Genomic DNA, 26,199 nt, shown 5'->3' with positions numbered 1-26,199 from the left:
AGGAGACCGACAATGGCGACGCTGAAAGACACCTACCCGCTCTATCTCAACAACAAGGCGCAGCAGCTCAACACCGACCTCGCGGTGACCGACAAGTATACAGGTGAGATCGCCTTTCGCGTCGCGCTTGCCGATCCCGAGACGATCGACAAGGCCATCGTTGGCGCGGTCGCCGCTACCGAGCCGATGGCAAAGCTTGCCAGTTACGAAAAACAGGACGTGCTGATGCACTGCGTCAGCCGCTTCAAGGAGCGCTTCGACGAGCTGGCCTATGCGCTGTGCGTCGAGGCGGGCAAGCCCATCGGCGATAGCGAGGGCGAGGTCACGCGGCTGATCGACACATTCCGTATCGCTGCCGAAGAAGCGGTGCGCAATTACGGCGAGGTCATGCCGCTCGACATTTCCGAGCGCGCGCGTGGCTATCAATCGATGTGGAAACGCTATCCCATCGGGCCGTGCAGCTTTATCTCGCCGTTCAACTTCCCGCTCAACCTGGCCGCGCACAAGATTGCGCCCGCGCTCGCTATGGGCTGCCCGTTCATAATCAAGCCTGCGTCCAAGACGCCGCTGGGCACGATCATCATCGGCGAAGTCCTGGCCGAATGCGATGTGCTGCCCGAGGGCGCGTTCTCGGTGCTTCCGGCAAGCCGTGACGGCGCCGATTTGTTCACCGAGGACGAGCGGCTGAAACTGCTGTCCTTCACCGGCTCACCCGCAGTTGGCTGGGCGCTCAAGGCCAGGGCGGGCAAGAAAAAGGTCGTGCTGGAACTGGGCGGCAATGCGGCCGTCATCATCGACCACGATGCCGATCTGGACGACGCATTGGAGCGCGTGGTGTTCGGCGCGTTTTACCAGTCGGGCCAGTCCTGCATAGGCGTCCAGCGGATCCTGATTCACGAGGACGTCTATGAGCGCTTCAAGGATATGCTGGTCGAGAAGACGAAGACGCTGATCGCCGGCGATCCCAAGGACCGCGAGACGTTTATCGGCCCGATGATCTCCGAAGGCGAGGCAACGCGGCTCAAGAGCTGGATCGACGAAGCGGTCGCAAACGGAGCAACTTTGCTCACTGGCGGCGGGCTTTCGAACGGCAACATGCTTGAGGCGACGCTGCTCGAAAACGTCGACAAGGACGCGAGGGCCCTGAACGACGAGGCATTCGGTCCGCTGGCGATCCTGCAGAAATTCTCCGATTTTGACGCCGCACTGGACGAGGTGAACCGCAGCGAATTCGGGCTGCAAGCCGGCATCTTCACCCGCGACCTGTTCAAGATGTACGACGCCTGGGACAAGCTCGATGTCGGCGGCATCATCATCAACGATGTCCCCAGCTACCGGGTCGACAACATGCCCTATGGCGGGGTGAAGGATTCGGGACTGGGCCGCGAAGGTATCCGGTTCGCCATGGAGGACATGAGCGAAATCCGGAACCTTGTCGTACGGCGGACCTAACTCTCCTCAAGCAGCAGCAGCACTGCGGTTACGACCATGCGCTCATCCGCGCAGCCGAAACGGTGATCGACTTCGCGCACGGTAGCCTCGGCGACGAGCTGGCCGGGGATATGGAATTCGTGATCGGGCAGGTTGGCGATGAACTCCTCACCCACGCCAACCGCGTCCTTGCCATCGAAATCGAGCATGACTTCATGCCGCGCGCCCGAGAACGTGATCGAGGCCCAGGCCTTTTCCTCGTGGGTGAGCAGGCTCGCCTGGCCCTTGGCCAATGCCAACAGCGCTTCACGCACGCGGTCCGCAGTCGTGCGGCGCGGGCGATAGCGGCGCGCCCGCAGGGTCGGTGCGGGCGCCGTATCGGCCGATTTGGTTTCGAGATCGGCGGACGCAATGATGGTGTCGATCAGCATGGGGCGAGCTCCTTTGTTTGAATGGGCTGGGCGTTTGTCGAGGCGGCGATTTCGTATTGTTCCATCCAGCGCAGCGTGCGCGCTTCAGTGGAGGGGCGCGGTATCCGCCCCATGCGCATGTCGAGGACGAAGCGCGGATCATGCGCTGCGAGGCGCCCGAATTTGGTGGCAGGCATATCGTGAGCACGCAGAAATTTTTCGACTTTGCGGATCAGCATTTAGGTCCCCGTATTGGCATTTGACGAACAGGCGATTCGGTGTCTGTTCCTCAAATGTTCCAACTCAAATCCTACTTGTCTAGGAAAAATCCTATGCTATAGGAAAAATGAAGGGGTCCAACCCAGGGAAAGGCGCGGAAATTGGCGAATTCGGAAATGTCATCGGAGCGGACCAGACTGCTCGAACTGTCGCGCGAGCGGGATGTAAGCCTGAGCAAGCTGTCCGAACTGTTGGGCCGCAATGCCGCTTATCTTCAACAGTTTATAAAGCGCGGGACGCCGAAGAAGCTGGAGGAAGGCGACCGCCGGAAACTCGCGCAATTCTTTGGCGTCGGCGAGGGCGAACTGGGCGGATCGAAGGAAAATTCCTATACGGGTGAGCCTGGGGAGCGCGATTCGGCCTATGTGGACGTTCCGCGCATCGATATCGGGGCCTCTGCCGGACCGGGCGCGCTGCCCGACGGCGAGGATGCATTCGACACGTTCCGGTTCTCGCGGCGCTGGCTTGCCGAGCAGGGACTTGAGCGCGCCCAGCTATCCGCCATCACGGTCGAGGGCGATTCGATGGAGCCGCTGCTCAACGACAAGGATGAAATACTGGTCGATCGCACCGCGCGTCCGTTCCGTGACGGCATCTATGTCGTGCGCATGGGGGAGACGCTGATGGTAAAGCGTGTGGCCAGCGCGGGCGCAGGCAAACTGTCGCTCCTCAGCCAGAACCTCGCCTATCCGCCGGTCAACGTCGACGCCGAAGACCTTGAGATTGTGGGCCGCGTCGTCTGGAAAGGCGACCGGATCTGACGCTCAACGCGCGGCGATCAATTCATGCGCCGCTCTGCCTCGGACGTTAGCAGCTTGGCGGCTTCGTTCGCCCGAGTGAATGAAATGACGTGGTCCACGCCTTCGATCGTGATCGCCAGCGTCCCTTCCTCTGTCTTCTCGATGAAACCCTTGGACTTCAGGTACCAAGTGTGAAATTCGAATGTTTCATCCGAGCAATCGAGCGATTCCTGCAGGTAGAAGCCAAGGATGCCCGGTTTGTCTGCATGTTCCCTGCGACGTATATATAGCAGGTAGAGAATTTTCTGGTGCGCTTCGGCATCGTCGATCGCAGAGGTTTCATCGACCCTGAAATCTTCGGTCTGAACGAATTCGAAGAAATTGTCCTTTCGCCTCGCCCTGTAAGTCTCATCGTAATCGGCCCGCAAACCGGGGTCTCTCAGGACCCTGTACGCCTCGATGATTTCTTGGAATTTCTCGACATCGGCGGTTTCCGCGTGGTCGGGATGGTACATCTGGGCAAAGTGCCGATACGCCTTTTCGAGCATCTTGGCATCGCAGGTCGAATTGACTTGCAGCAACGCGCAATAGTCGGTGAAGACCTGCGTGTTTTCCATTTCGGTTTCACCCCGGAACCTCGATTGGCTCTGGCTTTGCGTGGCGTCATAGGTTGTGGCTGGCGACCGGGTTTTCTCGTTGGCCCAAGAATCACATCGGCCACCGCGATGTCAAAGAAAATTCCGCACTAATCCCAAGATCGTCCCAAAATTGGCCGGGCAAGGGCGCGCAAGCGTCTTGCCGACTTGAAGCGGAGCCGCCACATAGCTGCCATGACAGAAATGAAGCCTACACCGCCCATGAAAGCCGCGATCATTCCGGTGACGCCGCTGCAGCAGAACTGCTCGCTGATCTGGTGCACCAAGACCAACAAGGCCGCATTGGTCGATCCCGGCGGCGATCTCGATCGGCTCAAAGAGGGCGTTGCAAAGGCGGGGGTCGAGCTTGAGAAGATCCTCATCACCCACGGTCATCTCGACCATTGCGGGCAGGCCGGGATGCTGGCCGACGAGCTTGGGCTGCCGATCGAGGGGCCGCACAAGGACGATCTTTTCTGGATCGAGCAGCTCGACAATGATGGCGCGCGCTACGGTATGGAGGCGAAGAGTTTCGAGCCAACGCGCTGGCTGGAACAGGGCGACACGGTCACTGTCGGCGAGCTCACGCTCGACGTTATCCATTGTCCGGGCCACACTCCCGGCCATGTCGTGTTCTTCCACGAGCCAAGCCGGTTCGCGATTGTCGGCGACGTCCTGTTTCAGGGTAGCATCGGGCGCACCGATTTTCCGCGCGGCAATCACCAGGACCTGATCGACGCAATCACCCAGCGCCTATGGCCGCTTGGCGAAGACGTGATGTTCATCCCCGGCCACGGCCCGACCAGCACCTTTGGACAAGAGCGCAAGACGAACGCTTTTGTGAGCGATCAGGCACTGGCTTAGTCAGTCCTCGGGACCGGTGCTACATCACCCCGGCCCCGATCAGCACCGCCACCACAGCCAGTCCGATCAGCGTCAGCATCGAGATGATCGTGCCGATCATGCGGCCTTTCGCGAAAGCGCCGCCATCCATTCCGAAGCCGTGCAGGACTCTGCCGATGATGAACAGGCCGGCGACATAGGCCAGCCACGGATCGCCTTTGCCGGTCAGCTCGATCGCGGCGACGAGGATCAGCACGAAGGGCGCGTTTTCGGTGAAGTTTGCGTGCGCGCGCATTCGGCGGATCACGTTTTCATTGTCCTCGTCGCCGACGAAGATTTTCTCAGCGGCCCTTACGCGTCCTACGCGGATCATAAGCCAGATATTCAGAATGGCCGCGGCCGCCGCGGCCGCGAGCGTTACAGGAAGCAATACCATGAACGTGATACCCTCAAGAAGTGTGGCGTGCATTGCTAGGCGCGCGCTACTCCGCTTGCAACGCGCGAATTTTCCGCTATAGCGCGCGGCTTCCCGCCAGCTTTCGGCAAGGACGCTCGCCAGCCTTATGCGCTTGTGCGAACCGCGACCTTGCCTTACAGGCGGCTCCAAGACGTAACGTCATTCGTTCTGAACACACGCATTTATTTGAGGAAATGGTGCCGCCATGGCTGTTCCAAAGAGAAAAGTATCCCCGCATCGCCGTGGCAATCGCCGCGCGCACGATTCGCTGAAAGTCGAAGCGCATCACGAATGCAACAATTGCGGCGAGCTCAAGCGCCCGCACAATCTGTGCCCGCATTGCGGCTACTACAATGGGCGTGAGGTCGTCGCAGTCGGGCTCTAAGGCCCCGCTGACGATGACATCGGAGAGACTGATATGAGCCTGCCGCGTATCGCCGTTGACGCGATGGGCGGCGACGAAGGCGTGCGCGTCATGGTCGAAGGCGCGGCGCTGGCTCGTCGTTCTCACGACAAGTTCAATTTCCTGTTGGTGGGCGACCAGGCGCGGATCGAAAACGCGCTTGAAGATCACCCGAACATGCGCGGCGCGTCGGAAATCCTCCACTGCGAGGATGTGATCAGCGGCGATGAGCAGCCGAGCCGTGCGATCCGCCGCGCCAAGACGACCTCTATGGGCCTTGCCGTGAATGCGGTGAAGGAAGGCGCTGCTGGCGCTGCGATCAGCGCGGGCAACACCGGCGCACTGATGGCGATGAGCAAGATCGCCCTGCGCACCTTGCCCGGCATCGATCGTCCTGCGCTTGCGGCGCTGCTCCCGACCCTCGAACATCACGACGTGGTCATGCTCGACCTCGGGGCAAACACCGATGCGGACGCGCGCAACCTCGTCCAGTTCGCGGTCATGGGCGCCGCCTATTCGCGGATCGTCAACGGGTTCGAAAAGCCGACCGTCCGCCTGCTGAATATCGGCACCGAAGAGATCAAGGGCACCGAGGCCTTGCGCGATGCAGCCGCACGGCTCACCGCGGCAAATGCGAGGGACACAGGCGGGCTGCCGCTCAAGTTCGATGGCTTCGTGGAATCCGACAAGATCAACCGCGGCGAAACGCATGTCGTCGTGACCGACGGGTTCTCGGGCAATATCGCGCTGAAAGCCATCGAAGGATCGGCGCGGTTCGTCACCGACCTGCTCAAACAGGCCTTTACCAGTTCTGTGCGCTCGAAGATCGGTTTCCTGGTCTCCCGCCCCGCGACCGAATTGCTGCGCCACCACCTCGACCCCAACAATCACAACGGCGCGGTTTTCCTCGGCCTTAATGGTGTGGTCGTGAAAAGCCATGGTAGCGCGAACGCCAAGGGCGTGGCCCACGCAGTCACGGTTGCCGCGCGGCTGCTCGAAGACAAGCTGACACAGCGCATCGCCCATGACCTTGATGAACTGGGTGAGGCAGCGCTGAAGGAAAACGGCAGCGGGCCATCGGCAGGCAGCGAGGCCGCGGCGTGACAGGCGCGCGCTTGCTCGGATCGGGTTCGGCACTTCCGCAAAAGGTGCTGACCAATGCCGAGCTTGCGACCCAGATCGACACCAGCGATGAATGGATCGTCGAGCGCACTGGCATCCGCCAGCGCCACATTGCCGGCGAAGGCGAAACGACTGCGACGCTGGCGATCGCCGCCGCCCGCGCGGCCATTGCCGATGCCGGGATCTATGCGAGCACGATTGACCTGATCGTGCTGGCCACGGCTACGCCCGACAACACTTTCCCCGCAACTGCGACCAAGGTCCAGGACGCGCTCGGCTGCAATGGCTGCGTAGCCTTTGATGTTGCTGCGGTTTGCTCGGGCTTTCTCTATGCGCTGGCGACGACCGATTCGCTGCTGAAGACCGGCATGGGCAAGCGCGCACTGGTCATTGGCGCTGAGACTTTCAGCCGTATCCTCGATTGGGAAGACCGCACCACATGCGTGCTGTTCGGAGACGGAGCGGGGGCCGTCGTGCTCGAGGCTCCGGACGAAAACAGCGCTCCCGATCCGTCGGCTCCCGGCATCCTCGCGAGCCGCCTCCACGCTGACGGAGCGCAGCACGACCTGCTCTATGTCGACGGCGGACCCTCGACGACGCAAACCGTCGGCCATTTGCGCATGAGAGGCCGGGAAGTGTTTCGCCACGCCGTCGTAAACCTTGCCAACGTCCTGAACGAAGTCATTGACGACGCTGGCATATCTGCATCCGATATCGATTGGGTCGTGCCCCATCAGGCGAATGCCCGGATACTCGATGCAACCGCGAGAAAGCTTGGCATTCCGGCGGAAAAAGTGATCGTGACGGTCGATCGGCACGCAAATACTTCGGCTGCGTCGGTTCCGCTGGCGTTCGATACTGCGCGCCGCGACGGCCGGATCAAGCCGGGCGATCTGGTGATGTTCGAAGCGATGGGCGGTGGCTTTACCTGGGGCGCAACACTGATGCGCGTTTAGGCGCGATATGCTCAGATTTGTCCACAAGCTCCGCAACGATGTCCATACAAGTTGCGGCTTTCAGCAAAAATCGTTACACTTCATGAGCTTCGTGCAGGGTCGCACCGACGAAGGGAGAAAAGCGTATGATGCGTTCAGTGGGGACTTTGACCCGGGCTGATCTGGCTGAAACGATAAATCGTAAGCTTGGTTTTAGCCGCGCAGAATCGCTCGATATGGTGGAATCGATTCTCGACAAGATGTCCGACGCGCTCGCCGATGGTGAGAACGTCAAGGTTTCGGGATTCGGCAGCTTTGTCCTCAGGGACAAGAATGAACGGATCGGACGGAACCCCAAGACAGGGATCGAAGTGCCGATTACACCGCGCAGAGTGATGACATTTCGTGCAAGCCAATTGCTGAAAGAGCGGATCGCAAAAGGCGACTGACGTTTGCCCGATCCGGGCCCATTTGGGAGTGAACGGGTAGCATGGCTGAATTCGAGGACGGCAAGGACGATGGTGCACTGCGCACCATCGGCGAGATCAGTGAGGCGCTTGATATCAAGCCTCACGTGCTGCGCTATTGGGAGCAGCAGTTTTCGCTGCTCAAACCGCTGAAACGCAGCGGCGGGCGGCGCTATTACCGGCCCAAGGATGTGGAGTTGGTCGAGACGATCAACCGTCTAGTGAACGAGGAAGGCTACACCCTGAAAGGGGCCGAAGCCGTGCTGCGGTCATCGGGCAAGTCCGAGCTTGATCGGCGCAGCGAGGATCGGCGTTCCGGCGATCGCAGGGCCGGCGCGCGTGACGCAGGTGGCGGGCAGGGCTCAGCCGCCGCTAGCCTCCAGCCAAAGATCAACGGCGCAATTTCAAAGCTGAAGCAGGTGCGCGGCCGCCTGGAAAAGGCGCTGGATACCTGATCCGGCGCATGCCTGGCGGATCACTCTGCCGCTATCAGTTCCGCTTCGCCCAGATCGACGCTGACGAGGCGCGACACGCCTTTTTCAGCCATCGTCACTCCGAACAACCGGTGCATCCGGCTCATCGTCACGGCGTTATGGGTGACGATGAGATAGCGCGTGTTCGTCGTCCGCACCATCGAGTCGAGCAGGTCGCAGAACCGCTCCACATTGGCATCGTCGAGCGGCGCATCGACTTCGTCCAGAACGCAGATCGGAGCCGGATTCGTCAGGAACAGCGCGAAGATCAGCGCGGTCGCGGTAAGCGCCTGCTCGCCGCCCGATAGCAGTGAGAGCGATTGCAGGCGCTTGCCCGGCGGCTGGGCGAAAATCTCAAGGCCCGCCTCCAGCGGATCGTCGCTGTCGACGAGCGCGAGATGCGCCTGTCCGCCTTGGAACAACCGGGTGAAGAGCACGCGGAAATGCCCGTCTACCTCTTCGAATGCGGCCTTCAGACGTTCGCGCCCCTCGCGGTTGAGGTTGCCGATCGATCCGCGCAGCCGGTTCACCGCTTCGGCAAGCTCGGCCTGTTCGGTGGCATTGGTGCCATGCTCGTCTTCGAGCCGGGCGAGCTCGTCTGCGGCAACAAGGTTGACCGGCCCGATCCGCTCGCGGCTGGCAGTGAGACGGTCCATCTCCTCGGATTCCTGCGAGGAATGCTTCACGTCGTCTTCCGGGAATTCGAACCGCTCGGAGAGCAGCGGCGGCGGGCACTGAAAGCGCTCGCCCGATATACGCGCCATTTCCCCGCGGCGTTCCTCTTCGCTTTCTGCGCGCGCGGCGAGAGTGGCGCGTCCCTCGCGGGCCTGCGCCAGTTTCTCGGTCACATCGGCCAGCGTTCGGTCGGCTGATGTCACCAGACCCTGTGCTTCGTTCTTGGCCTGCTCGGCTTCGGCAAGTTCGCGCGTCAGGCGTTCGCGCATCGCATCGCCCTGCTCGATCTCCGCCATCAGCGCGGCGGGCTTGGCCGCGATAACCGCGCGTTCTTCCTCGATTTCCTCGAGCCTGCGCGCGGTTTCGGCCATGCGCTGCGCCGCTTCGCCGGAGCGCGCCTGCCAGTTGGCATGATCGGCCTGCTGCGCCGCGAGCCGCTCCCGCGAAACCGCCATGCCTTGATCGTGCGCCGCCAGTTCGGCCATCGCGGCCTGTACCGCCGACTTGGCAGCTTCGTGCTTGGAGCGCGCGGCATCGAGCGAGGCGCGGCCTGTATCGGGCGAGGGCAAGGCTGCGCGCTGCTCTTGCGCCGCCTCGAGCTCGCTTTGTGCAGCGCTGACCTGCTCGGCCAGATCGTTTGCCGTGCTGGACAGTTCTTCGAGCCGCGCAGCGACGCGTTCCTTTGCCGCTTCGGCCTGATCGAGCGCCCGCAGCGCATGGCGTTCCGCCTCGATTGCGCCCGCGATTTCCCGTTCCTGCGCCACCAGTCCGGTCTGGAGCGCGCTCAATTCCTCGCGCGCGGTGCGCTCGCCGATTTCAGCGGCTTCTGCCGCGCTGCGCAGATCGGGCAGCACCTTTTCAAGTTCTGCGAGCCGGTTCGCCGCTTCGAGCATGGCCGCTTCTGCCGACCCTTCGCCGCGCGCGATGAAGCCGTCCCAGCGGCGCAGGTGCCCGCCGGTCGTGACCAGCCATTCACCCGGCGCGAGCGTGCGGCCATCGTCTTCGCCAGCTACATGGACCAGCGCGAGGCGCGCACGCAATTCATCGGGGCAGTGCTTGATATGGGCGAGCAGGCTGTCGCCGACCTGTGCTGGCGCATTTCCGCCGGTCCAGAACCGTCCGTCCCTTGCTTCCTGCGGCGAGCCGAGCGGCGATTTCGCATCGCGCCCCAGCACTGCTGCGAGAGCCCGTTCATAGCCCGACGCCACGCTGACCTTGTCGAGCGCTGCGGGCAGCCCTTCGCGGCCCGCGGCGCGCTTTGCCCGGGCGTCGCGGTCGCGGGTGAGCGCGGTATATTCGCGCTCGATCCCGGCAAGTTCCGCCTTTGCAGTGGCATAGGCAGCGGCAGCCTCGTCGCGCGCTTCCTGCAGATCGCCCTTGCGCGCCTGATCGCCCTCGAGTTTCGCGCGGAGACGGGACACCTCGCTTGCCGCGTCATCGGCAGCTGCCCTTGCGGCAATCACCGCGTCGTCGGGGTCTTGCCCGTTCGAGAGTTCCGCGCGCGCGCTCGCGATCCGGTCCTCTTCGCGGGCGAGCCGGGACAGCCGCGCTTCGGCCTGCTCGATAGCGGCTTCGGCAACGCGCCACTCGGCCTCGACACCCGCATGGTCGGCGGTTGCCTTGGCCAGCGCCAGTTCGGCGGTCCGGCTCGCGCGTTCTGAATCCTCGCTGCGATCCGCGAGCGCGGGCCGCCGGGTTTCAGCCTCGGCGACCGATGCAGTGCTCGCGTCAAGGTCACGGGCGAGGGTCTTGAGCGCTTCGGCTGCGTCCGAAGTCATCCGGTCGGCGGCGATGCGGTCTTCTTCGAGGCGGGTGCGCTGGCGATCAAGGTCGGCGAGGCGCGCTTCGGCGGCCTCAAGCTTTTCGGACAGCGCCGACATGCGGTGACCATGCGCGCTGGCATCGTCGCGGCGGTCGGTCAGTTCGTCGCGCGCTTCGGCAAGTTTCGCGGCGGCCTCGGCCTGTTCCTTTTGCGCAGCGTCCGTTGCGGCCTTGGCTTCGGCGACGCGGGCCTCGGCACCTTCTGCGGCGGCGCGCGCTTCTTTCGCTGCCTTTGCCGCGTCGCGCCAGCGAGCGAACAGCAGACGCGCTTCGGCCACGGTGATCTGGTCGGTGAGTTTCCTGTAGCGCTCGGCCTGTTTGGCCTGCCGCTTGAGCGAGGCCATCTGCGAGATCCAGCCCCGCCATGAGGTCTTCGAGCCGCGCGAGGTTCGCCTCGGTCGAGCGCAGTTTGCTTTCGGCATCCTTGCGCCGGACATGGAGGCCGGAAATGCCCGCTGCCTCTTCGAGCATCTTGCGGCGCTCGTCGGGCTTGGCGGCGATGACCTGCGCGATCTTGCCCTGGCTGACGAGTGCAGGCGAGTGCGCTCCGGTTGCCGCATCGGCAAAGGTCAGCGCGACGTCCTTGGCCCGGACATCGCTGCCATTGACGCGGTAGGCGCTGCCAGCGCCGCGCTCGATCCGGCGGGTAACGACCAGTTCTTCGCCCTCGTCGTCTTCGGCGTGCAGGACAACTTCGGCAAAGGCGCGCTCGGGGCGGCTGGATGTGCCTGCGAAGATGACGTCTTCCATCCCGCCCGATCGCATCGACTTGGCAGAGGTTTCCCCCATGACCCAGCGGATCGCTTCGAGAAGGTTGGATTTGCCGCAGCCATTGGGCCCGACGACCCCGGTCAGCCCGGGTTCAATGCGCAACTCGGCCGGCTCGACAAAGCTCTTGAAACCACTGAGCTTGAGCCGGCTGATCTGCATATGTTTGCTGTTTCCCCCGCTTACTCGGTACGCGCGCCGGCGCGTTGGAGAGCGGGCTCGACATCGTTCCAGGTAATGCCTTCGATGCGGTTTCCATTGAGGAAGAAGGTCGGAGTGCCGCTCACGTTCAATTCGTCGGCCTGAGCCTGCGAATTGTTGGCTATGGTCTCGATCTTCTGCGTGTCGGCAAGACAGGTGCGCGCCTGATCGGCAGACAGCCCGCGTGCCGAGAAGAATTCGATCAATCCGGCAGCCTCTGCGATTGCGATGAAGCGCTGCTCGATCGGAAGGTTGCCCGATGCCTCGTACTGCGCCGAATTCTGCTGGATGCTGCCGAAGATTTCGTTGAGCGAACCCCATGCCTGATCGGACAGGGGCTGCATGTTTTCTTTCTGGCCGCACCGCACGAGCGTAGCGATGGTGAGATCGATCGGATCGCGCACGAGATTGCGCTGTTCGAAGCTGACGACGCCGGTCTCGACATATTCCTTCAGCGGAGCCTTGCCGAGCTGCGAAAAGCTCGCGCAGGCGCCGCATGTGTGAGACGCGAACTCGATGAGCTTCAGCGGTGCATCGGGGTTGCCGATGACGTAGCCATCGTCTTCCGAAATCGTGACAGTCTCGGTCCAGTTGGCGCCATCCGGCGCTGCAATCGCCTCGATCGGTTCACCGGCGGCAATGGCGCCTTCGTCCGTTTCAGCACCGCACGCGCCAAGCGCAAGCGCAAGAGGAGCGGTCAGGCTGAGGGCCGCGATGCGGCGTTTGCTGGTCGAAATCATCTGGATGCTACCTTCAATCGAATTGCAGAGGATAAACGGGTGGTTCGGAGAGCGCCAATAGCGCGGGGACACGTCCTTGTGCAAAAATTCTGCATAACTGCGCCATTGGCTCGTTTTGGGACGAATTGCGCAGGCTTGTCAGGCTAATCGTCCTCGGGCTCGGGTTCGGGTTTGAAGCGCCCGGACAGCACCTCGTAAAGCGCGTCCCATGAATGGACCCCTTCGAGCATTTCGCCATTCAGCGCGAAATAGGGCTTGGAAAAAGCATCGCTGCCGGTCGGCAGCCCGTATTCCGCAGTATCGGCCTCGCTATCCGCGCGCAGCTTGGCGGCGGCCTTGCGGTCGGACAGGCAGCGGCCCAGGTCCATCCGCGAATATCCGCGACGGCGCGCCATCATGTCATCGAAATCGAGCGCGCTCACGAGGCTGCGCCAGGCGGGAAGCGTGCCGCGCGACCAGTTCGTGCGGTTGAAAGCCGAGGCCTTGTCCCAGCGCTCCATCCAGCGCTCCTGCGCGCGCATCAGCATCGAATGGTTGACCTTGAACTTGGCCGGCTCCCCGCACTGCGCAAGCAGGCTGAGTGGCAGGTCGGCGGGATGGTCCAGCCGCTGGCGTATCTCGAGGCTCAGTATGCCTGGAGCGAGCAGCGCGAGGTCCAGTTCGGGATCACCGCGAAACGCGAAATCGTAGCAGCCCTCGCAGGCATAGCTCACAAACATCGTGAGCCGCTCGTCCGCATCGGGATTGCCGATCAGGTGCCCGCGTTCGGTCCGCTCGACCTCCGCGTGCCACGCCTTCTTGCTCGTCAAATCCTTGAACACGCTGCGCTCGTCTTCGAGCGATTGCGCCGACGATAGAGCCGGAAGGCACAGAGCAGCCAGCGCAGCAGCGCCCATCAATGCTCTCATTCTGCGTCCCCGTCCTTTTCCTTTTTGCCGAAGCTGCGCGCCAGCGATTCGAGCACCGTGCGCAGCTCCGGATCGCCAATATCGCGCAGGCTGTCACCCAGTTCCATCGGGATCGGCTTGAGCGAAGGCGGTGCCTTGGCGGGCTTTTGAGCATGGGCAGGCTTAACCGCGCCTTGCCGGATCTTCACGCGCGCAACCGCGCTGTAGCCGAAGAAGCGGTTCACCCGCTCCATGATTTCCGGCGTGACCTGCTGGATCAGCGGAGCGTGGGCCGGGCTGACGACGAGGTGCAGGATGCCTTCCGATTTCTCGCCCGGCGGAAAGCGGATCGCCTCGGGGCTGCACACGCGGGCGTGTTTCGGTCCGACGATCTCCGGCCAGCGGGTTACGACCGAGCTTTGAACGAAGCCGAAGCGGCGAAACGCCGTGCGCCCGATTTCCGGCATGAGATCGCCAATGGCCTTGGGCCCGCCGCCGCGCGGACGCAGATAGGGCTTGGCGGTTTTCTTGCGCCCCTTGCCCGGCTTCCTGGTGTCGTCGCTTCCCATCTCGCCAAGAGCCATGCCATAGGGCGCGCGTGACTTCCATGCCCGACGACATCTCTTCCACGCTGCTGGACTGGTATGATGCCCATGCCCGTTCGCTTCCGTGGCGCAATCCACCGGGGCAGCCTGCTCCCAAAAACGCGGCATGGCCTTACCGCGTATGGCTATCCGAAGTCATGCTGCAACAAACGACGGTTGCGGCGGTGAAGCCGTATTTCGAGAAATTCCTGCGCATCTGGCCGGGCGTCGATGATCTCGCGGCTGCATCCGATGACGAGGTGATGGCCGCATGGGCAGGGCTGGGCTATTATTCGCGGGCCCGCAATCTGGTGAAATGCGCGCGCGAGGTGGCCGGGCAAGGCGGCTTTCCGAAAACCGAGGCCGAGCTGCGCGAGCTTCCCGGTCTAGGCGCTTACACTGCGGCGGCGATAGCGGCGATTGCATTTGGCGAGCGGGCGGTGGTGGTCGATGCCAATGTCGAGCGGGTCGTATCGCGCCTGTTCAATATTATCGAGCCTTTGCCCGGATCGCGCAAGACCATTCGCGCCCGCGCGGAAGCGATAACGCCTCAGGATCGCTCCGGTGATTTCGCGCAGGCGATGATGGACCTCGGATCGGGGATTTGCACGAGCAAGGCCCCGCGCTGCCCGCTGTGCCCGCTGCATGATAATTGCGAGGGAAGGAAGGCCGGTGCGCCGGAACGTCTGCCGGTCAAACCTGCCAAGAAGGTCAAACCCGAACGGAGCGGCAGGGCCTACTGGATCGAGCGCGGCGAGCATGTCTGGCTCGTCACGCGCGAAGGAACCGGAATGCTAGGCGGGATGCGCGCGCTTCCCGATGACGGGTGGACGGCCCGCGAGGACGGTGCGGATGAAGCGCCGTTTGCTGCGAAATGGCAGGAGCTTGGCGCAGTGCGCCATACTTTTACCCACGCGCACCTGACCCTGAGCGTCAGCCGCGCGCAAATCGCCACCGACCCGCAAGGCGATGGCGAGTGGTGGCCGATCCAGCGGATCGAAGAGGCGGGCCTGCCGACCTTGTTCCTGAAAGCCGCAAGGCTCGCTCTAGCGCGCGATTAAAGAATTCCGCCCCCGATAGTGAGGCGGATCGCCGCGATAAGCAGGACGACGAGGCAGAAATTGCGCCCACTGTCGCTCGAGGAAAGCGCTCCAAATATGATGCCGACCACGATGAAGGGCAAGGCGATCCAGTTGGCCCAGCCGAGCAGCGGGATCTGGGCCGGTATCACGATGACAAGCGAGAGGAGGCCGATAAGCCAGGAGAGGAGATTGAACATGTGTGTTATATGGCTACCACACCGCTGAAGATCAAGTCCTGATTGACCACTGGTTTCAACTCGCTCACACAGGCGTCAAGCAAAACCCCCCGGAGAGAATACCCCCATGGCATTTCGCGCATTCCACCAGACCGACCTTTCACGCCGCTCGCTGTTTCGGGGCGGAAGCTACCTCGCGGCGGGCGCTGCGCTCAGCACGCTGCCGTTCGGGCGCAGTCTGCTTGCCCATGACGTAAGCCAGGCATGGCCGACTGTCGCATCGCTCGCCCAGCGCTACCTCTCGGAAGGGAAAGTGGCGAACCTGTTCCTCACTTTCGGCTGGGGGCAGGAAGACCATGCGCATACGGTCGGCGGCGGGAAACTCGGCTTCAATCGCGCCCGCGCGGTGGACGAGGATTCGCTTTACCGCATCTATTCGATGACGAAGCCGGTGACCGGCATGGCGACCATGATGCTGATCGACGATGGCCTGCTGGGTCTCGACCAGCCGCTGCATGAAGTGCTTCCCGCGTTCCGCGATATGCAGGTGCTGGTCGATCCGGCTGGTTCGCTTGGCAACAGGGTTCCCGCCGATAAGCCGATCACCATTCGCCAGCTGCTCACCCATACGGCGGGCCTTGGTTACAACATCATCAGCGAAGGGCCGCTGCGCGATGCATATAACGACGCCGGCATTGTCGGAGGCCGGGTCAGCCGGATGCCGATCCCCGGCATCCCTCAGGTTACGCCCGCACCGGGCCTTGAAGTCTGGGCCGACCGGCTTGCCGAGCTGCCGCTGATGTACCAGCCTGCGACGAAGTGGAGCTATTCGTGCAGCATCGACCTTTTGGGCCGGGTGATCGAAGTTGCATCGGGGATGGGTTTCGAGGAGTTCCTCGCCAAGCGCATCTTCGAACCGTGCGGCATGGACAGCACCTGGATGACCGTGCCGCAGAGCGAACTTTCGCGCATGACCGACAATTACGGCATTCTCGGCGGCTTTCCGCTGCCACTCGATCCGGCGGCGGCGACGATCTACAGCGACGCGCCCAAAGTGCCGTCGGGCGGAGGCGGGCTGGTCTCTACGCCCAAGGATTACGACCGGTTCCTGCGCATGTTGCTCGGCTACGGCACAATCGACGGGACCGAGGTGATGGGTGAGCTGGCCGTCAGGGTCGGCACCTCCAACCTGCTGCCCAAGTCGGTCGATACCAACGGATCGTGGATGGCAGGGCAAGGCCACGGCGCCGGTGGCCGCGTGGTCGATGGCACGTTCGGCTGGGGCGGCGCTGCGGGCACTATCGCTGCGGTCGATTACAATCTCGGCCTGCGATCCGCACTCTGGACACAGTACATGCCGACCGAGGCCTATCCGATGCGCGACGAATTTCTCGAGGCGCTGGAGGCCGACCTCACTGCGATGCGCGCTGCCAAGGCGGCCTGATGAGCCACCCGGCGCATCCAGAGCTTGCCCGCACCGGCCCGATCGCATTTGCGGGCTCTCCGATAGACCGCGCCGACCTGATCCGGGTCGATCCAGAGGCGCTGTCTGCAAGGATGGACTGGCGCGCGAAGGTGCTGCTGCTCGATGGCTTGCTGCCACAGATCGGCGATGACGGCGCGCTGCTATGGGGCACCTTGGCCGATATCGATCCAGATGCGGAGCTGGTCTTCCTCGGCCTGCTCGATGACAAGGCGTGCTTTGCCGCTGTCCCCGATGATGGGGCGACTGGGCCTGCCTATGCCATGCCTCGCGCATGGCAGGCGATCCAGCAGCTGAGCCTGCCCGATCTCGCAATCTATGGCGGCGCGCGCAGCCTCGTCGATTGGCATGCGCGGCACAAATTCTGCGCCCGCTGCGGCGCAGGAACGACAATCGCCAAAGGCGGCTGGCAGCGCACGTGCGGGGCGTGCCAGGCGCAGCATTTCCCGCGCACCGATCCGGTCACGATCATGCTGGTCGAGAACGAGGGCCGTCTGCTTCTGGGCCGCCAGCCCCGTTTTCCGCCGCGCAGTTTCTCCGCCCTCGCAGGGTTCGTGGAGCCGGGCGAAACCGTCGAGGAGGCCGTGGCGCGCGAGGTCTGGGAAGAGGCTGGCCTGCGCGTGCGCGATGTCGAATATATCGCGACCCAGCCGTGGCCATTCCCCAGCCAGCTGATGATTGGCTGCTATTCGCAGACCGACGACACCGAAATCACGCTCGACGTTGAGGAACTTGAAGAAGCGCGATGGTTCACCCGCGAGGAAGTCGAGAAATCGGTCGCCCATGCGCGCGGATATGAGGGGGACGGTGCGGAGACAGCGTTCACCGCGCCGCCGCCGACTGCTATCGCTTACAGCCTGATGAAATGGTGGCTGGAGAAATCGAAATGAGCGCGCCTGAAAAGCTGACCATCGACATCTATTCGGACGTCATGTGCCCGTGGTGTGCGATCGGTTACGGCCAGCTGCAAAAGGCTCTCGGCGAACTCGATGGCGAGATCGACGCGGAGATCCGTTGGCGCCCGTTCGAACTCAACCCGGATATGCCGAGCGAGGGCGAGGAACAGGAAGCGCACCTTCAGCGCAAATATCGCCGCTCGGCTGAAGAAGGCGCGGCGGTGCGCAGCCAGATGAAAGACATCGCCGAAGGGGCGGGCGTGTCGCTCGCCTATGAGGGTGAGGGCGATGCGCCGCCTGCGATGATCTGGAACACCCGCGACGCGCACAAACTGCTCGGCTTCGCGCTCGAACAGGCCGGGCCGCAGGTGCAGACGCAGTTGAAGCTCGCTCTGTTCAAGGCGCATTTCAACGAACGCAGGCGCATCGGTGACCGCGAGGTGCTGCTCGATATTGCCGCCGATGTCGGGCTGCACCGCGAAGCGGCGAAAGCGGCACTGAGCGATCCCGATCTCGAAGCGCGAGTAGTCGCCGAAGAGCGGCAGGCGTGGGACCTCAACATTTCAGGCGTTCCGGCGATGATCGTGAATGAGAAGTTTATGATCCCCGGCGCGCAGGCTCCGGAAACCTATGTGAATGCGCTGCGCCGGGTCGCACAAAAAACCCGCGCCGAAGCAGGTTAGCTCAGGCGCGGGTTTCGTAATTGCCGGTCGGTTCGCGGATCAGTTCGCCTGGCCCTGCTTGATCGCCTGCATTGTCTTCGGACCCTTTTGCGCATCCTGAACCGGATTGTCGGAGCCGATCACCGGCTCCCTGTTGTCCGGATCGGTCGCACGGTTGAGCTCGGCGCGCTTGCCGACGCGCACGTTGACGCTGCCGCCCGATGTGCTGGATTGTGACGGCGTGAGACCGGCGGTCAATTCGTCGATCAGTTCGTTATCGGGGTGAAGGCTTTGTCTTTCGGGCATGAATAATCTCCTTTTGCAATCAATGGAAAACACCGCCCATTGGTTCCGGATTCGCGCGCCTGCCTGACCCGGCCTTCACTCGCGAAAATGACAATTTGCCGCCGGCCCGGAAGCGACCTATCGTGACGACCCCTTTCGCGACCGGAGTTATCGACCATGCAATCCAAGAGCGTTCTTCGCGCCATCGGCCCTGCGGCAATCCTTCTGACGCTCACGGCGCGCAGTACCGTGAAGCCGGTCCCCAAGACGACGGGGTAGCGTCCGTAACCGAGGAACCTGCAATCATATATGAGCGGCAGGACAATTACGAAGCCATTGGCGATGCCTTCAAGGCGATCCGCGGCCAGCTTGAAAGCGGCGATCCGGACTTCGCAGCGATCGAGGCGCAAGCGACCGATATCAACGAACGCGCGAAGCGGATCACCGGATATTTCCCCGAGGGCACAAGCATCGATGATGGCTACGACACCGAAGCGCTTGCTGCGATCTGGGAGCAACCGACCGAGTTCGAGCAAGCGGCGCAAGACCTTGTCGCAGCCAGCGCTGAGCTCGTCACAGTGGCGGCCACTGGAGATGCCGCTGCGGTGGGCGCTCAGGCCAAGGAAATGGGCGGCACCTGCAAGGCCTGCCACGACAAGTTCCGCGTCGATGACGACTAATCTACCGGCCCCAATTCCATGACGACCCGCCCGGTCAAAGTCTGGGATCTGCCAGTACGGCTTAGCCATTGGAGCTTCGTCGGCCTCGTGCTGGCGATGTGGTACACTGGTGAGAATTCGCTGTGGTGGTGGCACACGCGGCTGGGCGTGGTGCTGCTCGGCGTCCTCATTTTCAGGCTGGTCTGGGGTTTCATCGGGACGCGAACGGCCCGTTTCGCGAATTTCGTTGCCGGTCCGTCGCGTGTGATCGCCTATCTCAAGGGATGTTACTCCAAGGACGAGAATATCGGGCACAATCCGCTTGGCGCGCTGGCGGTCCTGGCTCTGTTGTCAGTGATGCTTGCGCAGGTCGGCATGGGGCTGTTCGCAGGCGATCCTTATGACGGCGCGACCGGGCCGCTCAACAGTCTTGTCGGCGTGATGACCGCCGATAGGCTTACCGACTGGCACGAGATATTCGTCTATGTCGTCCTTGGCATGATCGCGCTGCACATCATCGCGATCAGCGTTTACGCCTTTATTCGCATGGACGATATTGTCGGACCAATGGTCACTGGAAAGCGCGAGGTGCCTGTGAATGTCGAAGGCATCGAAGCTCCTGACTGGGGCAGGGCGGGCATCGCATTCATCGTTGCTGCGGCGTTGGCGTCGTGGGTATGGCTGGGCGCGCCGCCGCTCGGCTAGTTTCGCCGACTAGATCAGCCCAAGCCGCTCCAGCTTTGCCGCCATCTTCCCCGGCAGGACGTCGCCAATCTCTTCGCCCTCGGCAAGATCGCGCGGTGCATCCTCTTCCTTGAGGTAGCGCCAGCCCTGATGCGCGCGTTTGCGCTTCTGATGAACGCGGACAAGCTCCGGCTTGAGATTGATGTGCCAGCGCCCGTCTCTGGTTTCGGTAAAGCCCAGGATTTCCGAGCGCGCGACGAGTGAGTGATTGAGAATCCAGTAAAGCGAGCCTCCAACCATTTCCTCGTGCCGCGTGGGACGATACTTGGTGGTCAGCGCGATCTCGCTTCGGTTTGTGTACCAGCCCGCCAGGTCCTTCCAGCTCTTCGCGCCGAACGCGATCTTGGTCATGTGCAGAGGCATGGGTTCAATCTGGCGTTTCCTGCGCGCGGTTCAAGCGATGCTTAGCCCGCCATCCACAATGAAGGGCGCGCCGGTCGCGAACCTGCTCTCATCGCTGGCGAGATAGACGATGAGATGCGCGATATCCTCCGGCTCTCCCATGCGGCCTATCGGCTGGGCGATGGAGAACGCCTCACGCGTGGCGTCGGGATCGGGCGCGCCCGCGATCACGCTCTCGACATTGGGGGTGAGGATCGTGCCCGGCTGGACCGAGTTCACCCGCACATTGTTCTGCTCGCGCGCGCAATACAGCGCGATGGATTTCGTCAGCATCGGCACGGCAGCCTTCGCGCTGTTATACGCGGCGAGGTCGGCATTGGGCTTGTTCGCAGCCGCGCTGGAGAAATTGATGATCGACCCACCGCCGGACCGCGCCATCAGCGGAATCGCCGCCTTGCAGCCCATGAAGATGGAATCGACGTCGACCGTGTAGCACCGCCGGAAATCCTCCGGGCTGATGTCGGCGATGGAGCCGAACACGGTGACGGCGGCATTGTTGACCAGCACGTCGAGCCGCCCGTGGCTCTCCTCGACCTCGGCGATGAGCGCCTGCCAGCGCTCCCAATCGGTGACGTCCTGCGGCAGGAATGAACAATTCGCGCCAAGCTCGCTTGCAGTTGCCGTGCCTGCCGCCTCGTCGATATCGGTGATGATGACGGTCGCGCTCTCGGCCAGCAGCGCCTTTGCCGCGGCCTTGCCCAATCCCATCGCGCCGCCTGTAAGCAGCACGACCTTGTCCTGAACCCTGCCCATTTCATTCTCCCCTCAATCGTCGCCGAGAGGACGCGCTATCAGCCGGTGAGGCCGCTCGCCACTGCCAAACCTAAGAAGGCGAAGAAGCCCATGGAATCGGTAATCATCGTCACGAACACCGATGAAGCGACGGCAGGGTCCTGGTTCAGGCGCTCGAAAATTACGGGCACGAGCACGCCTGCAAGGCCGGCGACGGCGATATTGATGATCATGGCCGCAGCGATGACCACGCCCATCATCGGAGAGAACAGCAGCGCTGCCGCGATCCCGATCAGCACCGCAACCGTCGCCCCGTTGAGGACCGCGACGCGCAGCTCCTTCCACAAGATCCGTCTTGTATTGGCGCGGGTCAGCTGGTTTGTCGCGATGGCGCGCACCGCCACTGCCATCGTTTGAGTGCCTGCATTGCCGCCGATACTCGCGACGATCGGCATGAGAACTGCGAGCGCCACGAGCTTTTCGATCGCCGCTCCGAAAAATGCGATGATGGCGCTCGCAACCACCGCCGTGCCGAGATTGGCGATCAACCAGCGCACGCGGCTCGAATAGGCCTCGCGGATCGGTTCATTGATATCGCCGTCGCCTGCGCCCGACAGCAGCAGCGCATCCTCGCCCGCTTCCTCGGAGATGATGTGGACGATATCGTCGACCGTCATCTGCCCGACCAGCCGCCCGCTATCGTCCACCACGGCGGCGGAGATCAGCGCGTATTTCTGGAACATCAGCGCGACTTCTTCCTGGTCCATCGTCACCGGGATCAGGGTTTGGTCGCGTTTCATCACGTCGGTGAGCTTGACCGAGCGCGGCGTCGTGAGGATCCAGTTGAGCGCGCATGTGCCCACCGGATGGTGCGCCGCGTCGATCACGAAGACCTCGTGGAAATCGTGCTCGAGATCGCCGTTTTCCCGCAGGAAATCGATCAGATCGCCGATGGTCAGGTGTTCCGGCACCGCCATCACGTGGCGGTTCATGAGGCGTCCAGCCGTCTCCTCCGGATAGGCGAGCGCGCTCTCGACCGCCGCCTGCGTTTCCGGCTCCAGCTCGGCGATGATCGCCTTCTGGTCGTCTTCGTCGAGGTCTTCGAGCAGCTGGACCGCGTCATCGGTTTCCAGCTGTTCGGCAATGGTGGCGACCGCTTCGGGCTCGAGCGCCTCCATCATCACTTCGCGGACGTGATCGTTGAGCTCGGCAACGACATCGCTCGTCATCAGGTCGGTGATCGATGTCGCAAGCTGCGCGCGCTCGTCACTGTCGAGCAGCTCGATCAGGTCGGCAATGTCAGCCGGGTGCAGCGGCTCGACAAGGTCATAGACCACGCCTTTATCGCCCGCCTCCAGCGCATCGCGCACGCCGCGCACATATTCGGGTTTGAGCCGATTTTCCTCGTCATGGCGCTCATCGTCGATCCGGTCGTCCGGGCGCACTTCTTCTTCCGGCGAGTCGGCCAGCAGCGTGTCGTCGTGAAGATCTGTCGGTTCGACCATGGGTGCGGGTTTAGAGTCGCGCCCTTGAAAAGCAAGCGGGTGACTCTGGCGCTCAACTCTTTATAGCGCCGTGGCAAATCAAAGGAGATTCATTCATGGCCGACACACTCACCCTCACGCTCGACACCGGCGATGGCGCGGGCAAGGACGTTACGATCAAGCTGCGTCCCGACCTCGCCCCCGGCCATGTCGAGCGCATTACCGAGCTTGCCAAGGACGGCTTTTACGATGGCGTGGTGTTCCACCGCGTGATCCCCGGCTTCATGGCGCAGGGCGGCGATCCGACCGGAACCGGAATGGGCGGCAGCGACAAGCCAGACCTGAAAGCCGAATTCAATGCAGAGCCGCACACCGAGGGCACCTGCTCGATGGCTCGCTCGCAAATGCCCGACAGCGCCAACAGCCAGTTCTTCATCTGCTTCGAAGACGCAGAATTCCTCGACGGACAATACACCGTCTGGGGCCAGGTCCAGAGCGGCATGGAGCACGTCCATGCACTGCCAAAAGGCGAACCGCCCGCGCAGCCGGGCAAGATCGTGAAGGCGACGGTTGGCTGAGATTGGAAGTGCTTTTCGGCTCGCAGCGGTCGCTGGATTGCTGGCTTTGGCTGGTTGCGGCGCCGTCGCGGCGCCGGAAATTGCTCGAGACCTCTCGACGTCTGTGCCCAAAGGGGAAGTAGCGTTTCAGCAACGAGTGGAGGAGCTGTTTCCCGTCGGTTCGGATGTCGAATTCATGATAGCCGCTTTATTGGCTCAGGGGTTTGAAGAAACGATTACTTCGAGCGATGACTTCCGCGTCCTCACGTATCGCAACAAAGGCTTCCCAATTTCTTCATTATGGTCTGTTCGTTGGCGCGAAAAGGATGGACGGATCAGTGAGATTTGGGCTGTATTCGGTCATGTCGGTCCTTGATCTTCTGTTTAGAGCGCCGAATCACGTTGTAATCGCGTCCTTCGCACTCCTCCTTTCCGGCTGCGTCACCTATCCCGACATCACGCAATCGCGCTCCCCCTGCCGGACCGAACCCGGCGGGTGGTGTGCGTTTGTGCGCGATGCGGCGGTGGAGGCTTATCCTTTCGCTGTGGCCTCGACCAACGCCTATATGGGCGATGAAGATCTCTACAAAGACCTTGGCCCGGCGCTCAAACGCCTCGAGCGGCTGGAGATAGCACCGGAGGATGCAGACAAGGGCTTTGGCTACGAGATTTTCGAGCAGCTTGGCCCGCCTGGCGAAGACGGCGAGCGCGCGGCCATCGCTCGCATTCTCGCCTTTCGCGGGACCGATTTCGACGGCTTCACCGATATCTTCTACGGCGCGCTTCGCGATGACCAGATCGAGATTGCGCTCCGATATTTCGAGGCAGAACGGGAGCGGTGGGGCGATGATCCTAAATGGATTGTCACCGGCCATTCGCTCGGCGGGGCGCTCGCGACCGAGGTTTCGATCAAATACCCCAAAGTGCAGGCCTACATGTTCAACACATCGCCCTTTTACCGCGGCGAAGCGATGACGAACGATGTGCGCCGGACCGTCATCAACGAGCGCGGCGAACTGTTGCGCAGGGCCTCGCGCTACCGCATGGCTCCGGCGGCGGACGAATTCGTGATCAATTGCGCGCCGGAGGCAGGTCGGTTCACCAAGCACAAGATCAGGCCGCTCGCCGACTGCATCACATGGATTGCCGCATATGGTAGCGAGGATGCAGGTGCGGTGGTCGCGGCTAATGCGGTGCCCAAACCGATGGTCGAGTGCGGGGAGGACAACAAGCCGCATCCAGGCGTCGGCTTTCGCCAGTTCGCGCCGTGCGTGCACCAGTCGCGGCGCGAGAAAGATGACTGAGCCTGCGCTCCGAAGTTCGCTGCACCGGCTTGCCGAAGCAATGAAGGGCGCAGAAGAACCCTGGTGGATTATCGGCAGTGCAGCGGTGGCATTGCATGGCAGCAATGCGGGCAATATCGCCGATATAGACGTGCTCGTTTCGCGTCCGGATATCGATGCGCTTTTTCGCCACTTGCCGCTGACCGACACGCCCGATGTCGGCAAAAAAATGTTCCGCTCCGCACGGTTCGGTCGCTGGTCAGAACCAGAGGTCGAGGTTGAGTTCATGTACGGTCTGGAGGTCGAGGCTGGCGGCGAATGGCAGCGCGTCGCTCCTGAAACCAGACAGCTGGTCATGGTCGATCGTCACAGACTGTTTGTTCCGGATCGTGAGGAGTTGATCACCATCCTCCAACTGTTCGGGCGCGAGAAGGACTTGCGCCGCGCCGCCTGCCTGGCGGATGAACAGCGCGCCGATTGATAAAATGGCGGCTTCCCGCTAAACGCGCCGGCATCATGAAACCGACCGATAATCCTCCCAAGACCTACCGGGTCAAAAGCTTCGGCTGCCAGATGAACGTCTATGATGGCGAGCGTATGGGCGAATTGCTGAACGAACAGGGCCTTTCGCAGGCTGGCGAGGGCGAGGATGCCGATCTGGTGGTGCTCAACACCTGCCATATCCGGGAGAAGGCGGCGGAGAAGATCTATTCCGATATCGGGCGCCTGACCAAGGGCAAGACTCAGGAAAAGGCGCCGATGATCGCGGTTGCAGGCTGCGTCGCTCAGGCAGAGGGCGAGGAGATCATGAAACGCGCCCCCGCCGTGTCGATGGTGGTCGGCCCGCAGGCCTATCACCGCCTGCCCGACATGCTCGGCAAGGCCGTGAAGGGCGAGCGCGCGACGGATACCGACATGCCGGCAATTGCGAAGTTCGACAGCCTGCCGGTTCGCAAAAAGCGGTTTCCTACTGCGTTCCTGACGGTGCAGGAAGGGTGCGACAAGTTCTGCACCTATTGCGTGGTGCCCTACACCAGAGGTGCCGAGATTTCCCGCCCGTTTGCCGATCTGCTGGATGAAGCGAAGCGCATCGTCGATAACGGCGCGCGCGAAATCACGCTGCTCGGACAGAATGTGAATGCCTGGGGCGGCGAGGATGCGAAAGGTCACACTATCGGCCTTGACGGGTTGATAAGAGAGCTTGCCAAACTCCCGGATTTGCAGCGAATTCGCTACACGACGAGCCATCCCAACGATTTCACCGAAGGGCTGGTCAGGTGTCACGCGGAAGTCGAAAAGCTGATGCCGTATCTGCACCTGCCCGTGCAGTCCGGCAGTGACCGGGTGCTGAAAGCGATGAACCGCCAGCACACGGCCGAGGGATACCTGCGGCTGCTCGAGCAGATGCGCGCGGCGCGGCCCGACATTGCGCTGTCGGGTGATTTCATCGTTGGTTTCCCGGGAGAAACCGAGGCCGAATTCGAGGACACGCTGAGCCTTGTGGACGAGGTCCGCTATGCGCAGGCCTACAGCTTCAAGTATTCGCCCCGGCCCGGCACGCCTGCCGCGACAATGGCCGACCAGATCGCCAGGGAAGTGATGGACGAGCGGCTTCAGCGCCTTCAGGCGCGGCTCGACCGGGACCAGTTTGCTTTCAACAAGTCGAAGGCCGGGCAGTCATGCTCGGTGCTGGTCGAGCGCAAGGGCAAGCATCCCGGCCAGTGGCTCGGAAAGTCGCCGTGGCTGCAATCGGTCTGGTTCGAAGGCGACGTCGCAATCGGCGATATGGTCCATGTCGATCTGGTCGAAGCTGGACCCAACTCGCTGGAGGGCGCCCTGCGCGAAACCGTCCCGGCCTGAGTGCGCGCGTGACATCTGCGTGA

31 protein-coding genes and 1 pseudogene are annotated in these 26,199 nt (G+C 62.5%); 19 read left to right on the top strand and 13 right to left on the bottom strand.

The window, feature by feature from the left end:
- Nucleotides 1-12: 12 nt before the first annotated feature.
- On the top strand, nt 13-1,452 hold the full coding sequence (locus AC0L39_RS11530; RefSeq protein ID WP_473258008.1) for an aldehyde dehydrogenase family protein: 1,440 nt from the start codon (nt 13-15) through the stop codon (nt 1,450-1,452).
- Here AC0L39_RS11530 and AC0L39_RS11525 read toward each other — a convergent pair.
- Nucleotides 1,449-1,862 carry a hypothetical protein gene (locus AC0L39_RS11525; RefSeq protein WP_473258006.1) on the bottom strand — a complete coding sequence of 138 codons (414 nt, stop codon included), beginning with the start codon at nt 1,860-1,862 and terminating at the stop codon, nt 1,449-1,451. The genes AC0L39_RS11530 and AC0L39_RS11525 overlap by 4 nt on opposite strands.
- Nucleotides 1,856-2,080 (bottom strand): hypothetical protein, encoded by a 225-nt coding sequence (locus AC0L39_RS11520; protein ID WP_473258004.1) that lies wholly within the window; start codon nt 2,078-2,080, stop codon nt 1,856-1,858. Before AC0L39_RS11520 ends, AC0L39_RS11525 begins: the two co-directional genes overlap by 7 nt.
- A gap of 156 nt (nt 2,081-2,236) precedes the next feature.
- Here AC0L39_RS11520 and AC0L39_RS11515 point away from each other — a divergent pair, with 156 nt between their 5' ends.
- Nucleotides 2,237-2,881, top strand: a complete 645-nt coding sequence (locus AC0L39_RS11515) for a S24 family peptidase (protein WP_473258002.1) — start codon at nt 2,237-2,239, stop codon at nt 2,879-2,881.
- 17 nt (nt 2,882-2,898) lie between these two features.
- Here the strand turns inward: AC0L39_RS11515 and AC0L39_RS11510 are convergent, their stop codons facing one another.
- On the bottom strand, nt 2,899-3,477 hold the full coding sequence (locus AC0L39_RS11510) for a DnaJ domain-containing protein (RefSeq protein WP_473258000.1): 579 nt from the start codon (nt 3,475-3,477) through the stop codon (nt 2,899-2,901).
- A 240-nt stretch (nt 3,478-3,717) separates the two neighbouring features.
- Here AC0L39_RS11510 and AC0L39_RS11505 point away from each other — a divergent pair, with 240 nt between their 5' ends.
- On the top strand, nt 3,718-4,359 hold the full coding sequence (locus AC0L39_RS11505; RefSeq protein ID WP_473257999.1) for an MBL fold metallo-hydrolase: 642 nt from the start codon (nt 3,718-3,720) through the stop codon (nt 4,357-4,359).
- A 19-nt stretch (nt 4,360-4,378) separates the two neighbouring features.
- Here the strand turns inward: AC0L39_RS11505 and AC0L39_RS11500 are convergent, their stop codons facing one another.
- The gene (locus AC0L39_RS11500; RefSeq protein WP_473257998.1) at nt 4,379-4,807 is read right to left on the bottom strand and encodes an MAPEG family protein; all 429 of its coding nucleotides are present in this window, start codon (nt 4,805-4,807) and stop codon (nt 4,379-4,381) included.
- Nucleotides 4,808-5,000: 193 nt separating this feature from the next.
- Between AC0L39_RS11500 and rpmF the strand changes: the two genes are divergently transcribed.
- The 5 genes from rpmF to AC0L39_RS11475 all read left to right on the top strand — a co-directional run bounded on the left by rpmF (nt 5,001) and on the right by AC0L39_RS11475 (nt 8,177).
- Nucleotides 5,001-5,180 carry a 50S ribosomal protein L32 gene (gene rpmF / locus AC0L39_RS11495; protein WP_390587962.1) on the top strand — a complete coding sequence of 60 codons (180 nt, stop codon included), beginning with the start codon at nt 5,001-5,003 and terminating at the stop codon, nt 5,178-5,180.
- A 33-nt stretch (nt 5,181-5,213) separates the two neighbouring features.
- Nucleotides 5,214-6,302 carry a phosphate acyltransferase PlsX gene (gene plsX, locus AC0L39_RS11490; protein WP_473257996.1) on the top strand — a complete coding sequence of 363 codons (1,089 nt, stop codon included), beginning with the start codon at nt 5,214-5,216 and terminating at the stop codon, nt 6,300-6,302.
- The gene (locus AC0L39_RS11485) at nt 6,299-7,276 is read left to right on the top strand and encodes a beta-ketoacyl-ACP synthase III (RefSeq protein WP_473257995.1); all 978 of its coding nucleotides are present in this window, start codon (nt 6,299-6,301) and stop codon (nt 7,274-7,276) included. The genes plsX and AC0L39_RS11485 overlap by 4 nt, the downstream gene beginning before the upstream one ends.
- Nucleotides 7,277-7,401: 125 nt before the next feature.
- Nucleotides 7,402-7,704: an integration host factor subunit alpha gene (locus AC0L39_RS11480; protein ID WP_473257992.1), complete on the top strand. Its 303-nt coding sequence runs from the start codon at nt 7,402-7,404 to the stop codon at nt 7,702-7,704.
- 41 nt (nt 7,705-7,745) lie between these two features.
- Complete coding sequence (locus AC0L39_RS11475) at nt 7,746-8,177, top strand: MerR family transcriptional regulator (RefSeq protein WP_473257990.1); 432 nt, start codon at nt 7,746-7,748, stop codon at nt 8,175-8,177.
- Nucleotides 8,178-8,197: 20 nt separating this feature from the next.
- On the opposite strand, the pseudogene AC0L39_RS11470 reads toward AC0L39_RS11475, so the two are convergent.
- The 4 genes and pseudogenes from AC0L39_RS11470 to AC0L39_RS11455 all read right to left on the bottom strand — a co-directional run bounded on the left by AC0L39_RS11470 (nt 8,198) and on the right by AC0L39_RS11455 (nt 13,871).
- Nucleotides 8,198-11,621, bottom strand: a pseudogene (locus AC0L39_RS11470) (chromosome segregation SMC family protein).
- A gap of 20 nt (nt 11,622-11,641) precedes the next feature.
- Nucleotides 11,642-12,400, bottom strand: coding sequence for a thioredoxin domain-containing protein (locus AC0L39_RS11465; protein WP_473257989.1), 759 nt, complete (start codon nt 12,398-12,400; stop codon nt 11,642-11,644).
- 143 nt (nt 12,401-12,543) lie between these two features.
- Entirely contained in the window at nt 12,544-13,308 is a 765-nt protein-coding gene (locus AC0L39_RS11460; protein ID WP_473257987.1) for a DsbA family protein, read from the bottom strand.
- Nucleotides 13,305-13,871: a DUF721 domain-containing protein gene (locus AC0L39_RS11455; protein ID WP_473257985.1), complete on the bottom strand. Its 567-nt coding sequence runs from the start codon at nt 13,869-13,871 to the stop codon at nt 13,305-13,307. The genes AC0L39_RS11460 and AC0L39_RS11455 overlap by 4 nt, the downstream gene beginning before the upstream one ends.
- Nucleotides 13,872-13,894: 23 nt before the next feature.
- On the opposite strand from AC0L39_RS11455, the gene AC0L39_RS11450 reads away from it, so the two are divergent.
- Complete coding sequence (locus AC0L39_RS11450) at nt 13,895-14,932, top strand: A/G-specific adenine glycosylase (RefSeq protein WP_473257984.1); 1,038 nt, start codon at nt 13,895-13,897, stop codon at nt 14,930-14,932.
- On the opposite strand, the gene AC0L39_RS11445 is transcribed toward AC0L39_RS11450, so the two are convergent.
- Complete coding sequence (locus tag AC0L39_RS11445) at nt 14,929-15,150, bottom strand: hypothetical protein (RefSeq protein ID WP_473257983.1); 222 nt, start codon at nt 15,148-15,150, stop codon at nt 14,929-14,931. The genes AC0L39_RS11450 and AC0L39_RS11445 overlap by 4 nt on opposite strands.
- Nucleotides 15,151-15,256: 106 nt before the next feature.
- On the opposite strand from AC0L39_RS11445, the gene AC0L39_RS11440 reads away from it, so the two are divergent.
- From AC0L39_RS11440 to AC0L39_RS11430, 3 genes are read left to right on the top strand one after another with little or no spacing between them, the layout of a single operon-like run.
- The gene (locus tag AC0L39_RS11440) at nt 15,257-16,573 is read left to right on the top strand and encodes a serine hydrolase domain-containing protein (protein ID WP_473257982.1); all 1,317 of its coding nucleotides are present in this window, start codon (nt 15,257-15,259) and stop codon (nt 16,571-16,573) included.
- On the top strand, nt 16,573-17,502 hold the full coding sequence (nudC, locus tag AC0L39_RS11435; RefSeq protein ID WP_473257979.1) for an NAD(+) diphosphatase: 930 nt from the start codon (nt 16,573-16,575) through the stop codon (nt 17,500-17,502). The genes AC0L39_RS11440 and nudC overlap by 1 nt, the downstream gene beginning before the upstream one ends.
- A complete protein-coding gene (locus tag AC0L39_RS11430) occupies nt 17,499-18,191 on the top strand; it encodes a DsbA family oxidoreductase (RefSeq protein ID WP_473257977.1) in 693 nt (230 codons plus the stop codon). Before nudC ends, AC0L39_RS11430 begins: the two co-directional genes overlap by 4 nt.
- A gap of 39 nt (nt 18,192-18,230) precedes the next feature.
- Here AC0L39_RS11430 and AC0L39_RS11425 read toward each other — a convergent pair whose 3' ends face one another.
- The gene (locus AC0L39_RS11425) at nt 18,231-18,476 is read right to left on the bottom strand and encodes a hypothetical protein (RefSeq protein ID WP_473257976.1); all 246 of its coding nucleotides are present in this window, start codon (nt 18,474-18,476) and stop codon (nt 18,231-18,233) included.
- A 122-nt stretch (nt 18,477-18,598) separates the two neighbouring features.
- Here AC0L39_RS11425 and AC0L39_RS11420 point away from each other — a divergent pair, with 122 nt between their 5' ends.
- Both AC0L39_RS11420 and AC0L39_RS11415 read left to right on the top strand, forming a co-directional pair.
- Nucleotides 18,599-19,135: a c-type cytochrome gene (locus tag AC0L39_RS11420; RefSeq protein ID WP_473257974.1), complete on the top strand. Its 537-nt coding sequence runs from the start codon at nt 18,599-18,601 to the stop codon at nt 19,133-19,135.
- A gap of 18 nt (nt 19,136-19,153) precedes the next feature.
- The gene (locus AC0L39_RS11415; protein WP_473257973.1) at nt 19,154-19,819 is read left to right on the top strand and encodes a cytochrome b/b6 domain-containing protein; all 666 of its coding nucleotides are present in this window, start codon (nt 19,154-19,156) and stop codon (nt 19,817-19,819) included.
- A gap of 9 nt (nt 19,820-19,828) precedes the next feature.
- Here the strand turns inward: AC0L39_RS11415 and AC0L39_RS11410 are convergent, their stop codons facing one another.
- Genes AC0L39_RS11410 through mgtE form a run of 3 tightly spaced genes read right to left on the bottom strand, consistent with a single transcriptional unit; the run spans nt 19,829 to nt 22,497 of the window.
- Complete coding sequence (locus AC0L39_RS11410) at nt 19,829-20,221, bottom strand: DUF1489 family protein (protein WP_473257971.1); 393 nt, start codon at nt 20,219-20,221, stop codon at nt 19,829-19,831.
- Nucleotides 20,222-20,251: 30 nt separating this feature from the next.
- The gene (locus AC0L39_RS11405; protein WP_473257970.1) at nt 20,252-21,013 is read right to left on the bottom strand and encodes a glucose 1-dehydrogenase; all 762 of its coding nucleotides are present in this window, start codon (nt 21,011-21,013) and stop codon (nt 20,252-20,254) included.
- Nucleotides 21,014-21,051: 38 nt separating this feature from the next.
- Nucleotides 21,052-22,497, bottom strand: coding sequence for a magnesium transporter (gene mgtE / locus AC0L39_RS11400; RefSeq protein WP_473257968.1), 1,446 nt, complete (start codon nt 22,495-22,497; stop codon nt 21,052-21,054).
- A gap of 95 nt (nt 22,498-22,592) precedes the next feature.
- Between mgtE and AC0L39_RS11395 the strand changes: the two genes are divergently transcribed.
- From AC0L39_RS11395 to miaB, 5 genes are all read left to right on the top strand, one after another.
- Nucleotides 22,593-23,054, top strand: coding sequence for a peptidylprolyl isomerase (locus AC0L39_RS11395; RefSeq protein WP_473257966.1), 462 nt, complete (start codon nt 22,593-22,595; stop codon nt 23,052-23,054).
- Nucleotides 23,047-23,409 carry a hypothetical protein gene (locus AC0L39_RS11390; RefSeq protein ID WP_473257965.1) on the top strand — a complete coding sequence of 121 codons (363 nt, stop codon included), beginning with the start codon at nt 23,047-23,049 and terminating at the stop codon, nt 23,407-23,409. Before AC0L39_RS11395 ends, AC0L39_RS11390 begins: the two co-directional genes overlap by 8 nt.
- A 148-nt stretch (nt 23,410-23,557) precedes the next feature.
- A complete protein-coding gene (locus AC0L39_RS11385) occupies nt 23,558-24,337 on the top strand; it encodes a hypothetical protein (RefSeq protein ID WP_473257964.1) in 780 nt (259 codons plus the stop codon).
- Nucleotides 24,330-24,797, top strand: a complete 468-nt coding sequence (locus AC0L39_RS11380; RefSeq protein WP_473257962.1) for a hypothetical protein — start codon at nt 24,330-24,332, stop codon at nt 24,795-24,797. The genes AC0L39_RS11385 and AC0L39_RS11380 overlap by 8 nt, the downstream gene beginning before the upstream one ends.
- Before the next feature lie 35 nt (nt 24,798-24,832).
- Complete coding sequence (gene miaB / locus AC0L39_RS11375; RefSeq protein ID WP_473257960.1) at nt 24,833-26,176, top strand: tRNA (N6-isopentenyl adenosine(37)-C2)-methylthiotransferase MiaB; 1,344 nt, start codon at nt 24,833-24,835, stop codon at nt 26,174-26,176.
- The last annotated feature ends 23 nt before the right edge of the window (nt 26,177-26,199 follow it).

Source organism: Erythrobacter sp. K21-9 (assembly GCF_055808355.1).
The sequence above is the reverse complement of the archived record's forward strand: the minus strand, read 5'-3'. Positions and strand labels throughout refer to the sequence as shown.